Raw genomic sequence first — 13607 nt, 5'->3', positions numbered from 1 at the left:
AAATGCTGTCATTTTCCGTATACTTACCAAACGATTTGTCGTCCAGTTGTCTGTTATGCAAAGGTCAGCCGTAAATACCGTTTCATATCAATATCCATTTCCTCCTAAGCCTGTGGCCTTGACTGACGCAGAAAAGTCGAGTTTTCGCGCACATATCAAACAGTTATTAAAGCAAAAAGATGCAGTGTTGGTTGCCCATTATTACACCGACCCTGAAATTCAGGCGCTGGCGGAAGAAACCGGTGGTTGCGTTGCTGACTCGTTGGAAATGGCGCGCTTTGGCAAAGAACATCAGGCCAAAACCTTGATTGTGGCCGGGGTCAAATTCATGGGGGAGACGGCAAAGATCCTCAGCCCGGAGAAGACTGTGTTGATGCCGACACTAGACGCCACGTGCTCATTAGATGTGGGGTGTCCGGTCAATGATTTCAGTGCCTTTTGCGATGCTCATCCTGAACACACGGTAGTCGTTTATGCGAACACCTCTGCTGCGGTAAAAGCTCGGGCAGATTGGGTGGTGACATCAAGCATTGCGCTGGAAGTCGTTGAACATCTGGATAGCCTGGGTAAAAAGATCATCTGGGGACCGGATCGCCATCTTGGTAGCTACATTCAAAAGCAGACCGGCGCTGACATGCTATTGTGGCAAGGTGAGTGTGTGGTGCACGATGAATTTAAGGCTAAAGCGTTGCGGGAACTGAAAATACAATATCCTGACGCCGCTATTCTGGTTCATCCAGAGTCTCCGGCCAGTGTGGTCGAACTGGCTGACGCAGTTGGCTCAACCAGTCAATTAATCAAAGCCTCACAGTCCCTGCCAAATTCAACTTTCATCGTAGCTACCGACAAGGGCATATTTTACAAAATGCAGCAGGCAGTGCCTGGAAAACTGCTGATTGAGGCGCCCACCGGCGGCCAAGGGGCCACTTGCCGCAGTTGCGCACATTGCCCGTGGATGGCGATGAACGGTCTTAAGGCAATTGCAAACGCGCTAGAAAATATACAACCTGCACAACACCAAATTTACGTTGATGAAACGTTACGGGAAAAAGCATTAATACCACTGACGCGTATGCTCGAATTTGCGACCCAACTAAAGTTGCAAGTTAAGGGTAATGCCTGAAATTAAGAAATGACATAATACCCGGATAATCCGGGTATTTTTACAAATGAACTTGTATAAAGCTAAAGCTGGCTATACTGAATTTAATGTCACTGTGACAGTATAAAAAGCCCAGAGGAACATTTATGTATTGGCAATGGATTGGCAACCTTCCGCTTCGACTGAAATTTCTTCTCGTCATTATTCCTTCGTTTTTATTTGCGACCATATTCGGTTGCGTCTTGGTTTATCAGTTTTTGTCTCAGGCAGCGAGTGCAAGCGATGTGATTGCACTCAGCAAACTGGCCAAAGTGAACAGCGATCTGGTTCATGAGCTGCAAAAAGAACGCGGCATGAGCGCTGGGTTTATTGGCGCAAAAGGTCAGGCGTTCTCAGATACTTTACCTTCGCAACAAAAACTGACTGATAACCAATTGAGTGTTTTTCGTACATTCGTCAGAGAGCACAGTCTGCCACCAAGTTTTGTTGATGAACTTCGCAAAGCGACCTCACAATTGGATAAATTATCCAGTATTCGCCGTGACGTATCCTTCCTCACCATCAGTGTCGCCGATGAAGTTGCCTATTACACACAGCTAAATGCACTACTGCTTTCTATCGTTGATGACACGGTGAAAGCGGGAAGTGATAAAAAAATCGCAGTGGATGCGGCCGCATTCTCCGCATACCTGCAAATGAAAGAGCGCGCGGGTATTGAGCGGGCAATCCTCAGTTCTACTTTTGGTCAACCGGGGTTTAAAGAAAATGCTTTTACCCGATTTGTCACGTTAGTTGCAGAACAGAATAGTTTCCAAAAGCGTTTTATGGCACTTACAGACAGTTCCACCTTGGCAGATTATCAAACGTTGCTACAACAACCGGCTATCGCTGAAGTAGATAAATTCCGAGCAATAGCCCTTAGCCAGAATAAGCAGGAAATCAGTACACAATCGCCCGAAGCATGGTTTACCGCTTCGACAAAACGTATCGAACTCATGCGTAATTTTGAAAAAATGCTATCGGACAAGATGATCAGCAATACAGAAGCATTACATCAAAAATTACTCAATGAAAGTTGGATATTGGCTATCGTGATTATCTCCGGTGTCATTACCGCAGGATTCATTTCCTTTTCAATACAAAAAGCAATTAGCTCAGGACTGAGCAAAATCCATCAAGGAATGACAACGGCAAGAAAAGATTTTGATCTTAGGTTGCGTATCCATCTTAAAAGCACCGATGAATTAGGCACCGTAGCTGTCGCATTTAACGAAATGATGTCAGATTTCGAACGAATTATTACGAATGTGCGGGCAAGTAGTAAAACACTACGACATGTAGTGGATAAACTTGACGAGCATTCTACGCAGATTAATGGAGATGTCGCCGCCGGCTCCAGTGAAACTGAACAAGTCGCGTCTGCTATGACGCAGATGAGTTCTACCGTTCAAGAGATTGCCAACAATGCCGTACAGGTATCAGACGCCAGCCGCAATGCTTCACAAGAAGCTAAAAAGGGTAATGAGGAAGTACTCAAAACCGCCAAAGCGATGTCAGATTTAGCGGAAGAAATTGAAGACGCCGCCTCGGCTTTCAGGCAGCTAGATGGTGATATCCATGGTATTGTAAGTGTGCTGGAGGTCATTAACGGCATTGCGGAACAAACTAACTTGTTGGCACTTAATGCAGCAATTGAAGCGGCCAGAGCCGGGGATATGGGGCGTGGCTTTGCGGTAGTTGCCGATGAAGTCAGAAATCTCGCTCAGCGTTCCCAATCTTCAACCGAAGATATTCGCGGAATGATTGAACGCCTCAAAGTTGGTGCGGTTAACGCACTTAATGCAATTTCTAAAGGTCAGACAATGGCTAGCGATAGTGTGCTCGAAGCGCAACAGGCGGGGAGGGAGTTACATAAGATCGTAACCCATGTCGATTTGATTGAAAGTATGAATGAGCAAATTGCTGCTGCGACCCATCAACAATCAGTGGTAGCCGAAGAAGTGAATCGTAATGCAATGAAAATCAGTGATATCTATCGGAATACGCAACAGATCGCTGAAGAGTTTCGAGAACTTAACGTTATGCTGGTTGATGAAGCCGAAAAAATGAGTAAAGAAGTCAGCAGATTTAAGGTGTCATAAGATTAAAATCAGCTACTTGCTCAGCAATTGCCCAGATAACACTATGCTTTAGATTTTCGCTTGACCCTCGAAATGCTTTTGCGTAAAGTACCGCTCCGTTGGCAAGCTAGTCAGCCTTGACTATATGCCAATGCGATGTTGGGTGAACATCTATAAAACATCCTGTGGTGAGGTGTCCGAGTGGCCGAAGGAGCACGCCTGGAAAGTGTGTATACGGAAACGTATCGAGGGTTCGACTCCCTCCTTCACCGCCATATTTTATGAACCCGATCTCATGGTCGGGTTTTTTATTACCTATCAAAAACCTACGGAATTATAGTAGCTTAATCCAATGGCTCACCAACCTTTGGCACCTTGGGGTGGTACAAAAGGGTGGTACAAAGCGATGGCTTTTATGATTCAACCATACAAAGATCCTAAGACTGGCGTTTGGAAACTTCGGTTGGGAATTCCCTCTGAACTCGTGCCGTTTGTTGGAAAAAAAGAGCTAAAGCGAAGTCTCTATACCAAAGACTATCAAGAAGCTAAAGCAAGGGCTCCAGCGGTCTCTAGTGAACTCTACGGGATATTAACTGAGGCTCGACTTCGCAAAGAGCATTCTGAACGAGAATCAGCGATAAATTATGCGGATCTTGATGTCATTGTTAGTCGATGGCTTATCAAAGAACGTCAGCGTATCGCTGAGCCAGATATATTATCTCGGTATACGCTTGAAACTGATGCAGGGCTTGAATCTGTCCCTGAATGGTTCAGTGACCCGCTCCTGGAACTCACTAATGCATCAGGTGATAATCAGACAGTCGTTGAACAGAGGTTTCTGAGACACATGGAAGCGTTCGTTGATGAAGCGTTGGCACTTTCATCCTGCCAACTATCAACGCATAAGCCACGTCTTTACCTCGCAGAAAGGATTGCCAGAGAAGCCATTAAGTTATGCAATTCCGCCGTTGATAAACAAGGTCTACTCAGGCGAGAAGCTGTTCGGTTTGGCAATCTCGAAACGTCAATTCAATCAACTTCAACGATTCAACAATCGCTCACTTCTATGGGATTTACAGTCCTCGATGCCGACGTTTCTTCCCAAGCTAACGCTTCTTCAGATGTCCAAATATCCAAGAACTCTACGTTGTCACAGTTAATTGAGTGGGTACACTTGCAAAAGAAGATCGAGTTAGGGGATCGCCTCAGTAAATGGATAGCTGAGCGAAACAAAGCCTGCAGTCGAGCATCTGAATATTTCGGTAACAGGCCCATTGGAGAAATTAGCAAACTCGATATGCGAACACTGCTTGGGTTAATCACGCAATGCCCAAGCCAGCCGAAAATGCACGTCAGAAGTTTGCCTATGAAAAAGCAGATTGAGATTGCTAATGCAGAAAACCTAGCTCGGGTATCACTTCGAACTGCAAACAAAGAAATCAAGCTGCTATCGGGCTATTTTCAACTGGCCGTCAAGTTAGATCTTATCTCGAATAATCCTTGTCACGGTGTGTCTATCGATATCACTCCGAAAGCACCAATGCGTGAGCCTGGTTACACCAATACGGATGTCGCAGCTATCTTCGCATTGCCACTTTTTTGTGAAATACCAGCCAAAATCAAAGCTCGCTATGGTGAGGCTCCTTATTGGTTGCCGGTTATCCTTGTGTACACAGGTGCTAGGGCTGAGGAGATAGCCCAGTTATATGTAGCCGATATTGAGCGGGATGCTGAGAAACAGGACGAATGGTATTTCCATATTAGAGCAGCTAGAGCAGATCAATCGGTAAAACGCGATAAATCACGCAAGGTACCGATCCCTCAATCAATTATCGAGTTAGGTTTCTTCGAATACCTGAAGACTGTTCCAGCAGACGGAAGACTTTTCCCGTTACTTAAGAGTGGTAGCAAAGGGAAGTATCATGCCGCGTTGGCTAAATACCTCAAAGCCCAGTTTGAAAGCTGCAACATCCCCCATTTCGAAGAGCTTGAACCACTACATGCGTTCCGCCATCGCTTCATCACTGAAGCCCGTAAAACGGATATGAGAGAAGACGTGCAAAATGCCATTACTGGTCACTCAAATGCGGGCAATGTCGGGCGAACTTATGGCTCATACCAAGAGTTGCACGCAGCGATCAATAAAATGCCAGTGATTAATATCCCCAAGTGGCATCCATAAAAATAAAAGAGGCCGAAATGGCCTCTTTCTCATGCACTAAAGGATAATTCAGACTTGGTATTTTGTTGCTGCTTCATGGTCTTTGTCGCTAATGAATACATCTGATCCGTTAGCTTCATCGTCCGGAAGATTTTCATAAGGCGTTTTCAGGCGGAGCCCTGCGAATGAAGCCTTATTGTGTTTGCGGATTTTGGCATATCCCTTTTCCTCAAGGCGTTTGGTCATGATAGTTCTCTTCATTTGCCAATCACCTCCGCGTTGAGCCCAATTACTGAAAGCATCGTACAGTTCATCAATGTAAACATATTCACCGCTACAAGTGCATTCCTCAATGAACATCGCCATCTGATCAGATTCATGACGATATTCATTGATTGAGGTTCTAATGTTGGCAGGCATTGAGGACTTAATACCTTGATTTAACCAGTTACCAACACCTGCTAACGCCCAGTTAAGAATGCCTGGAAGTTCTGCATACAGCTTGTCCATTAATCGAGGATCTAGCTGTTCTTTAGTGAAACTAGCATTGAATGGCAATAAGACCATACGACGCCACATCCCGGGGCTGCTATCTCTGATCACTGGCTTATGATTGCCAACTATAAACAGCTTAAGTTTCGGACGGAATTCGTGCTCTGCTTTGGCGTAAAGTTGTCGAGCAACAATCACATCATCACCCGTAATCGACTTAACTAAGTTTTCGTCCATCCGAGAGCCTTCAGGAAGTTCGTTGGCAACCACCAAGCGGCTGCCAGGAAGTTTTGCCAGTGAAGGGTTAGGGCCGCTACTATTTCCTTTACTCTGAAGCAACACATCACTGTTAATCTGGTTGTAATAATTTCCCATTAACCGCTGAATAACGTTCATGAAGGAGCTTTTGCCGTTGCACCCATGACCATGTAGGAAGAAGAACACCTGCTCGTCGGTACGGCCTGTGAGGATATAGCCCACAATTCGTTGTAGAAATTCGCCATAAGCTTTATCACCACAGGTGATCTCTTGAATAAACTGTAACCAACGTGGGCAGGTCGCAGTAGCATCGAAGCTAACATCGCTAAAGCGGCTGATATACAGGTCTTTGTGTGAAGGGATCAATGTGCCATTCTCAAGGTCAAGGACGCCATTCCCAACACCAAGCAACATTGGGTCTGCATCAAACACATTGGCTGAAAGACTATTCCCGGACTTAAACAACTCCAACATATCTGCGATCTTTTTACGGTTCAGTGAATTACGTCCGAATGTTTGTAACTTCTCTGCCTGCTTCATCTTGGCACCATCTTTCTTGGATAAAGCGTCATTCATTAACTCTTGTGCCTGGGATATGATATTTTCACCCACTTTTCGACAGGCAATTTGCTCACTCCCTTGGGTCGATTGCCATTTGTTCCCAATGAAACCGTAATAACCACCTAATTCTGGAACAAATTTAAGAGTACCTCTGGTTAAGTCTTCCAGACGGTCAGCATTGCCCACATCGTTTAATGTGTCTTCATCAAAGCCTTGCCAGATAGATGGCAGAGCAGAAGGGGGGGCTGGCTCACGAACAGCGGGGGTAGATGAAGCAGTTTCCACTTTAACATTCTCGGATTCATCGATTTCCGACGCTTCACTCTCGGCCATTTCCTCCACGCTGGAGCAATCAATGCCGTGTTGCTTGACTAACTCGATCAAAGACAGATGATTCTCTGTCCGGAGATAGTCATCGATATCTTTTCCTTGACCTTCAGGAATAGTCACCTGAATCAGCGATGGCAAACCAAGTTTCTGCAACTTCTCACGGTACCCTTTTCCAGCGGGATCGCTATCAAAAAAGGTGACAACATCACGGTTATGCAGGTGCTCAGCTATCCAATCTAATTGGCTTTGCCCGATAGAGCCATTGGTGGCTAAGATCGGTCCCTGCCATCCATGCTCGTATAACGCCAGTAGGTCGTGTTCACCTTCAACAAGTGCTACTGCTCCTTTTCTGGTCATTGAATCCTGACCATAGAATTGAATGTCGTTCAGCCAAAATCGTTTAGGTAGTTGAAACGGATTTCTTCCCTCTCTCTTTTCCGGGTATTTGAAGGTAAACCGGCAAATATCCCCCGACTCATCATAGTGAGGGAAGATGTAAACGTTCTTTGGAAAATAGTCCCGAGGACCCATTATCTCCTCTATAACAAGGCCTGATTCATAAAGCTCTTGTAGTTCAAAGCCCTGAGCGACGAGATAACGCCATAACTCTCTCCGAGAGTAACCTACATAGTGATCCAACAGCGTTGACTGACTGAGCTGACGATTTGTCATCAGTTGTTCAAACGGAAAAGCGTCACCATCAATCATCTGACCAAAGTAATATTCCTCAACTGCCTTCAGCAAAGCTTGTCTTCGCTGATATTGCTCTGGTGTCAGCATGATTGGTTCAGGCTTAGCTTTCTTGGGGCGAGGTGTAGTAACGATAGACGCTCCTTCAATCTCACCGTTGAGCAGTTTGTTGGCTGCATCATATCCATTTTTTGCTAAATCCTTGGCAACAAGGAAGTTAAAAATATCGCCACTCTCTCCACATGAAAAGCAGTGATAGTGTTGATCGTCTGGATCACCGTGAAAAATCTTAAAGCAGCCCTGATGTCCGCAGAAAGGACACTCATCGTCCTCAAGCTGGCAATAGTCGCTTTGGGTGGGTTTGATTGAATTATCAAGAAGTGAAGCTATTACTTCTGGTAAATCAAACTTGGCTTTTACGCCTTCGAATCCGATTTCGTCTAAAGTTGGGTTGTTGAAATAAAATGATGTCATTTTCGACATCTCCTCTTGTTCGGCTCGGACTAAAATAAAAGTGTTAGGTATTTAGTCTGTTTTGAACCGTTTCGCCCGCCAAAGGGCTCTCCTCGATGACATCCTCTTACCATGAAATGTCTCGAGGAGATCTCAATCAATCGAATAATCGGCGATAAAGATTAATCCCCTGCAATCCCGCAGAAGATAGCGTTTTTGAGCTGACCAGCAGCCCTGATTGTTCCAGTCGTTTGATATGCCGCCGTGCTGTTCTCAATGAATAACCACAGCGTTTCACCAAGGTCTTAGCTAAGCTCACTTTGCCCCCCATCAACAAACCGTCCACCAGCGGCATACGGCTTATCTCATACATCGTCTGACCAAGCTGATCATTGAACAGCTCATAGGGCATTCGATAAGCTACTTTGATGTTGCTCAGTTGGCTTGGTAACTCTGTCACTAAGGTTTCCTGGTTGTGCATCTCAAACTCCTGCGGTGTCTCTCATGTCATCACACCGTCACTATTAATTTAATCGTTTTGAATTAGTGTTGAACGTTGTAAAACAGCCATAAGGAACAGAATCAGAGATAGTGCAGAACTATTGCTTTAAAAAAGATGAATGAAATATATCCATAGAAATATGACAATGTATTCGTTAAATGCATATATATGAATGCATGAGTTTTTCTCCATCATCAACCATCAATCTCCCTTGCCACCTCTGCCGAAAAATCAGCAAGTTCACTAAAGTATTCCTACTTATTTTCCCTATAGCACTTTTATAAATTTGCTGAAAAATCAGCAGAGAAATAGCTCTAGCTAAGCATTAAGCCCAGTAGTTCGGTGATTTATGGAAAATGGTTATAGGGGAAAATCGGCAGGGGAATGTGAGAGTGTGTTGGAGCCGAGCCCAATACCGTCTACTAGATAAGGGAACTGTGAAATTACGCCTGTTCAGCCCATAGGCCTGTTGGTACACTTTCAACTCTTAGTTATTGTTTTTATAGAGCTGCTCACGGAATAAGCAAAGCAGCGAACAGGGCCATCATGGAACAAACCAGCATCAGTTCTTTAGCCAGTTTTATCTGGTCAGTTGCCGATATTCTTCGCGGTGATTTCAAACAATCTCAGTACGGTCGCATCATTCTGCCATTCACGGTGTTACGCCGCTTGGAGTGCGTGTTAGAAGCCAGCAAAGATAAGGTCTTAGCCCAGGCGGAAGCCACTAAAGCGATGCCCGATGTTGCTCGTGAAAAACTGCTGCTCAATGCCTCTGGTCAAAAGTTCTATAACGCGTCACCGCTGAACCTGAGTGTGCTGGGGGAGACCCACACCGCTGATAACCTTGATGCCTATGTACGGGCGTTCTCCAAGGATGCTCGGGAGATTTTCGAGCACTTCAGTTTCGTCAATACCATCTATGCCCTTGATGACGCCGACTTGATTTACCAAGTGGTGCAAAAATTCCGTGAGGTCGACCTGTCGCCAACCGCGGTAGACAACTACCACATGGGCTTAGTGTTTGAAGAGCTGATCCGCCGTTTTGCTGAAAGTTCTAACGAGACTGCAGGGGAGCACTTTACTCCGCGTGATATCGTGCGGTTAACCACCTCATTGGTGTTTAGTGGCGATGATGATGCGCTAACTAAGCCTGGCGTAGTGCGTTCTATCTACGACCCAACCGCTGGTACGGGCGGCTTCTTGTCATCGGGCATGGAATACCTGAACGAGATTAACCAGCAGGCTCGCTTAGCCACCTTTGGCCAAGAGCTGAACCCTGAATCCTACGCTATCTGTAAAGCGGACATGCTGATCAAAGGGCAGGAGATCAGCAACATCAAGCTGGGTAATACCCTGTCAGATGACCAACTGGCGTTTGAACGCTTTGATTATTGTCTGTCTAACCCGCCGTTCGGCGTGGATTGGAAGAAAGTTGAAACCCAAGTGAACAACGAGCACAAAAAGCAGGGCTTTAATGGTCGCTTTGGCCCAGGCTTGCCACGGGTGTCTGATGGCTCGTTACTGTTCTTGCTGCACCTTATTAGCAAGATGAAGCCCGTCAGCGATAAATCTGCCGGTAGCCGTATTGGCATTATCCTGAATGGCTCACCGCTGTTTACCGGTGGTGCAGGCAGTGGTGAGAGTGAAATCCGCCGCTACATTCTTGAGAATGATCTGCTCGATGCGTTAGTCGCTTTACCTAACGACATGTTCTACAACACCGGCATTGCCACTTACATCTGGGTGCTGTCTAACCACAAGCCCGCTGAGCGTAAAGGCAAAGTGCTGCTGATCAATGCCAGCGACATGCACTCCAGCATGCGTAAATCCCTCGGTAGCAAACGTAAGTTCCTTGATGACGATGCGATTAACACCATCGTTGAGTTGTATAGCCGCTATGAGCAAAGTCCGATCGCCAAGATTTTCAATACCACCGACTTTGGCTATCGCCGCATTACCGTTGAGCGGCCAATGAAGCTGGCTATCTATCCCCATGATGCCGATAAACTCAGCAGTTTGACTGAGCAAAAAGCCTGGCACAAGCTCGATGACGAGCTTAAACACGCGTTGCTGTCTGCTCTCGCCGCGTTGCCTGATGATAAGTACCTGTCTCGTGAAGTATTCAAGAAGGCCTTTAACAAAACCTTTGCCGCCAATTCCACCAGCAAGTTGTCTGCCGCTGTCGTTAAACTGCTGTGGACGAATCTCGGCGAGCAGGATGAAACGGCCGAGATTTGTAAAACCAAAGGTGTCACTGAGCCAGCCACTGAATTGCGGGACTACGAAAACGTACCGCTTAGTGAAGACATTAACACTTACTTCAAACGGGAAGTGTTACCCCATGTGCCAGAAGCCTGGATTGATACCAGCAAGACTGATCCACTTGATGAACAAGTGGGCGTTGTCGGCTATGAAATCCCGTTTAACCGCCATTTCTACCAGTACCAGCCGCCCCGACCATTAGCGCAGATCGATGCCGATCTGGATGCCGTTGCCAAAGAGATCATGAGCTTACTCAGTGAGGTGCATTCATGATGGCTTTTCCAATGGCCTCTAGTGCTAATGGCGGCGTTGTAGCTGTGCTCGTTCGCTGTGCATCTCGACGCCTTGCCCTGAACTCAAAATCCGTATTTGGGAGCAGAGTATGAGCAACAAGTATCTTGCGTATCCCGAGTACAAGGAATCTGGTGTTGAATGGCTAGGGCAAGTACCCACAGATTGGACAATTACAAAGACTACACGCTTTTTCAAAATTGCTATGGGGCAGACGATTTTGAGAGAGGAGTTGGTTGATGATGGATTGTGGCCAGTTTACTCAGCTACTGAAGGGAATCATTTTTTTGGTTACATCAATGGACCTCAAGTCCGTCTCGATGTGGGTGATTTAGTTATACCTGCTCGTGGCAACTCCATTGGTGCGGTCAAGCTTGTAGATCAGAAAGCAACAACTACTCAGACAACAATTTACTGTAAGCACATAACTAATCGCTTGGTGGCTAAGTATGCTTTTTACTACATGCTTGGGAATCGGAAGAATCTTTTCAGGTTTACGCAGACAGCGATCCCACAGATAACGGTTGAAGAGGTTGGTACTAATTCAATCCTTCTACCTAGTGAGGTGGAACAACGCACTATAGCCGCCTTTCTCGACTACGAAACCGCCAGAATCGACTGCCTGATAGAAAAGCAACAGCGGCTGATTGAGCTGCTCAAAGAGAAACGACAAGCGGTGATCTCCCATGCTGTCACTAAAGGCCTCAATCCTGACGCTCCAATGAAAGACTCAGGTGTCGAGTGGCTCGGTCAAGTTCCAGAGCATTGGAAAGTCCAGAAGCTAGGATATTTATGTCAGGTAACGAAACTAACTGGGTTTGAGTATACCAATCATTGGTCTACAGATGACCTTGGAGATGTGGTGGCGCTACGTGGCTATAATATTGGCGAGAGAAAACTGGAGCTGGAAAAGGGCACAGAGAGAATATCGAAAGAGCTATCAAATCGACTTGCTCGCTCAAAGCTAAACGCAGGTGATTTAGTTCTGCCTTGTACTGGCACATTAGGGAATGCTGCCGTGATACCTTCAAATGATACATTTCACATAAATCAGAATATCGCGAAGCTTACATTTGATGCTACTGTCTTGCCAGAGTACGCATCTTATTGGTTGACCAGTAGTAATTTCAGAACAATGGTTGATCATAACAACACTTCTGGAATGCAGCCTGTTTTGCTCATCGGTGATATTAGAAACATGCGAATTCCGATACCTCCAGTCGAAGAGCAGCACACATTAGTAGAGTGTCTGACCAAGGAGATGATGAACTTTGAGTCGGTCGAATCCAAGGCACAGTATTCATTAACGTTGCTTCAAGAACGCCGAATAGCTCTAATATCCGCAGCAGTCACTGGCAAAATCGATGTGCGTGGTTGGGTTAAACCAGCAGAAGCAACAGCGAGTGATGCGGCATGAACTTAGCGTTAATCTTCCCGATAACGGCGGTAAGTTGTTATGCTGACCCAATGAATGTCAGCGGGAGATTCCATGTCGTCAATTAACGCAGCATTAGTGGCACTTGCTAAGCGCCAAGCAGACATTGCCGTTCTGTGGCTCTACGGCTCACGAGCCAAAGGCAACGCCAGCAAGCAAAGTGATTGGGATTTGGCGGTGGCGTTTAATCCGGTGAAACTGGCAGATTCACTCGATAACCGCTTGCGGGCCGAGCTGCTGGCACTCGATTGGCAACGGCAACTTGGTTTGCCTGAAGGTAAGTTATCGCTGGTGGACATTAATCTGGCGCCTATTCCACTGGCGTTTGAAATCATCAACGCTAACCAGGTGATCTACTGCCGTGATGACGGACGCCGTTTGCAGGAAGAAGCCCGAATTATGTCAAAGATGGAGCTGGACTATCTCCAAGCTGCAAACGCCGTTCATCCATCTTCTGCTGCAAGCCAAGCTAACCATGGTCTCAATGCTAAAGGCTCTCTCAAACAAGGAACTAGCGAATAATGTCTGACAACGCTTATATCACCTCATTGCGACAGAGCCTTAGTCGCTACCAAGCGGAATTATCTGAGATTAAGAGCTTACTCGGTGAACGGGCTTTATCTAACCTAGAGTATCGAGCGGCAGAACGAACGCTGCAGGTATCGATAGAAGCGTGTATTGGGATAGCCAAGCACTGGGCGAAAGCGTTGGCGGGACACAGCCCACAAGATGCCTATCAAGCATTCGAGATCCTCTGTCAACGTGGTCAGCAACCCGTGGATGGCCTAACCGGCTGGCGTAAAGTAATAGGACTGAGAAACGCTCTGGTGCATGACTACTTGAACATTGACCCAGAGATTATACGTAGCGTGATCGCCCAAAGCTATACCGACCAGTTATTTACCTTTGCCGAACAAGGCCTCAATTGGCTGGCACAGCAGGAGAGTTAA

General features: G+C 46.2%; 9 protein-coding genes and 1 tRNA gene. 8 read left to right on the top strand and 2 right to left on the bottom strand.

Features of this window, described 5'->3' with window-relative positions:
* Window positions 1-55: 55 nt before the first annotated feature.
* The 4 genes from nadA to PY479_RS15285 all read left to right on the top strand — a co-directional run bounded on the left by nadA (window position 56) and on the right by PY479_RS15285 (window position 5404).
* Window positions 56-1123 carry a quinolinate synthase NadA gene (nadA, locus tag PY479_RS15300; protein ID WP_212593451.1) on the top strand — a complete coding sequence of 356 codons (1068 nt, stop codon included), beginning with the start codon at window positions 56-58 and terminating at the stop codon, window positions 1121-1123.
* 125 nt (window positions 1124-1248) lie between these two features.
* Window positions 1249-3243, top strand: coding sequence for a methyl-accepting chemotaxis protein (locus PY479_RS15295; RefSeq protein WP_275484268.1), 1995 nt, complete (start codon window positions 1249-1251; stop codon window positions 3241-3243).
* 166 nt (window positions 3244-3409) lie between these two features.
* Window positions 3410-3497: transfer RNA gene (locus tag PY479_RS15290), tRNA-Ser, on the top strand.
* 131 nt (window positions 3498-3628) lie between these two features.
* Window positions 3629-5404 carry a DUF6538 domain-containing protein gene (locus PY479_RS15285; protein WP_275484267.1) on the top strand — a complete coding sequence of 592 codons (1776 nt, stop codon included), beginning with the start codon at window positions 3629-3631 and terminating at the stop codon, window positions 5402-5404.
* A 48-nt stretch (window positions 5405-5452) separates the two neighbouring features.
* On the opposite strand, the gene PY479_RS15280 is transcribed toward PY479_RS15285, so the two are convergent.
* Both PY479_RS15280 and PY479_RS15275 read right to left on the bottom strand, forming a co-directional pair.
* A complete protein-coding gene (locus PY479_RS15280) occupies window positions 5453-8188 on the bottom strand; it encodes a phage/plasmid primase, P4 family (protein WP_275484266.1) in 2736 nt (911 codons plus the stop codon).
* Between the two features lie 136 nt (window positions 8189-8324).
* On the bottom strand, window positions 8325-8648 hold the full coding sequence (locus tag PY479_RS15275; RefSeq protein ID WP_275484265.1) for a helix-turn-helix domain-containing protein: 324 nt from the start codon (window positions 8646-8648) through the stop codon (window positions 8325-8327).
* Between the two features lie 567 nt (window positions 8649-9215).
* On the opposite strand from PY479_RS15275, the gene PY479_RS15270 reads away from it, so the two are divergent.
* The 4 genes from PY479_RS15270 to PY479_RS15255 all read left to right on the top strand — a co-directional run bounded on the left by PY479_RS15270 (window position 9216) and on the right by PY479_RS15255 (window position 13607).
* Complete coding sequence (locus tag PY479_RS15270) at window positions 9216-11204, top strand: class I SAM-dependent DNA methyltransferase (protein ID WP_275484264.1); 1989 nt, start codon at window positions 9216-9218, stop codon at window positions 11202-11204.
* 109 nt (window positions 11205-11313) lie between these two features.
* A complete protein-coding gene (locus PY479_RS15265; RefSeq protein ID WP_275484263.1) occupies window positions 11314-12639 on the top strand; it encodes a restriction endonuclease subunit S in 1326 nt (441 codons plus the stop codon).
* Window positions 12640-12711: 72 nt separating this feature from the next.
* Window positions 12712-13179: a nucleotidyltransferase domain-containing protein gene (locus tag PY479_RS15260; protein ID WP_275484262.1), complete on the top strand. Its 468-nt coding sequence runs from the start codon at window positions 12712-12714 to the stop codon at window positions 13177-13179.
* Complete coding sequence (locus PY479_RS15255; RefSeq protein ID WP_275484261.1) at window positions 13179-13607, top strand: DUF86 domain-containing protein; 429 nt, start codon at window positions 13179-13181, stop codon at window positions 13605-13607. Before PY479_RS15260 ends, PY479_RS15255 begins: the two co-directional genes overlap by 1 nt.

It is taken from the genome of Shewanella sp. A32 (assembly GCF_029167175.1).
Lineage (GTDB): Bacteria > Pseudomonadota > Gammaproteobacteria > Enterobacterales > Shewanellaceae > Shewanella > Shewanella yunxiaonensis.
The sequence above is the reverse complement of the archived record's forward strand: the minus strand, read 5'-3'. Positions and strand labels throughout refer to the sequence as shown.

What these genes read in the sequence shown, in the direction of transcription:
- PY479_RS15260 (WP_275484262.1), top strand. Translation starts at nt 12,712, where the DNA reads ATGTCGTCAATTAACGCAGCATTAGTGGCACTTGCTAAGCGCCAAGCA.
- PY479_RS15270 (WP_275484264.1), top strand. Translation starts at nt 9,216, where the DNA reads ATGGAACAAACCAGCATCAGTTCTTTAGCCAGTTTTATCTGGTCAGTT.
- PY479_RS15255 (WP_275484261.1), top strand. Translation starts at nt 13,179, where the DNA reads ATGTCTGACAACGCTTATATCACCTCATTGCGACAGAGCCTTAGTCGC.
- PY479_RS15285 (WP_275484267.1), top strand. Translation starts at nt 3,629, where the DNA reads ATGGCTTTTATGATTCAACCATACAAAGATCCTAAGACTGGCGTTTGG.
- PY479_RS15280 (WP_275484266.1), bottom strand. Translation starts at nt 8,188, where the DNA reads ATGACATCATTTTATTTCAACAACCCAACTTTAGACGAAATCGGATTC.
- PY479_RS15275 (WP_275484265.1), bottom strand. Translation starts at nt 8,648, where the DNA reads ATGCACAACCAGGAAACCTTAGTGACAGAGTTACCAAGCCAACTGAGC.
- nadA (WP_212593451.1), top strand. Translation starts at nt 56, where the DNA reads ATGCAAAGGTCAGCCGTAAATACCGTTTCATATCAATATCCATTTCCT.
- PY479_RS15295 (WP_275484268.1), top strand. Translation starts at nt 1,249, where the DNA reads ATGTATTGGCAATGGATTGGCAACCTTCCGCTTCGACTGAAATTTCTT.
- PY479_RS15265 (WP_275484263.1), top strand. Translation starts at nt 11,314, where the DNA reads ATGAGCAACAAGTATCTTGCGTATCCCGAGTACAAGGAATCTGGTGTT.